1 protein-coding gene is annotated in these 596 nt (G+C 45.5%); it reads right to left on the bottom strand.

Annotated features, from left to right (window positions below):
* A partial coding sequence (locus R7Z77_RS26905; RefSeq protein ID WP_318137247.1) for an ankyrin repeat domain-containing protein occupies positions 1 to 378 on the bottom strand: 378 nt, incomplete at its 3' end.
* Positions 379 to 596: the final 218 nt, after the last annotated feature.

The raw sequence follows: 596 nt of genomic DNA on the forward strand, positions 1-596 counted from the left end.
GGGCGAACATTCCGCTTGATACAAGTCTTTCGCTATACTAATTTCGCGCTTAATCAGCGCCCCCATCAGGGCCGTGTTACCACGCTTGTCTTGTAAACAGGCATTCGCTCCAGAGTCGAGCAGTAACCGTACCGTGTCTTTATTACCCTGATATGCCGCCACCATTAGCGCGGTGTAACTTTCGTTGTTGCGCTGATCAATCGGGAAACCTTGCGATACAAAGGTTTCAACCACTTCATTGTTACCAATGCGCGCAGCATCAAAAAAGAGCTCTACTAAGGATTGATATTGAGTTTCGAGTTTGTCTTGAGAGGCAAACAAGCTAAAAGATAAACCCAAAGAAAATAGTACAGAGCTGAGCAAGAATACGTTTTTCATTCACCCATCCTCATTAAAAATGACAGAAAATGGCCTACGGGAGCCCTGATTTTCGGGCAGAAAAGAGCAGATACTTCTCCCGCAGGCCAAAACTTTACGCCTTACATCATCGCTTTGTTTTTCACTTGCGAGAGATTGGTATCGGTCGCTTCAGCAAGACGCGAACCGTATTCTTTATCTGCACGATAGAAATAGCTCACCATCGTCGCTTTGATGTC

This window comes from Vibrio sp. 1401 (assembly GCF_033340295.1).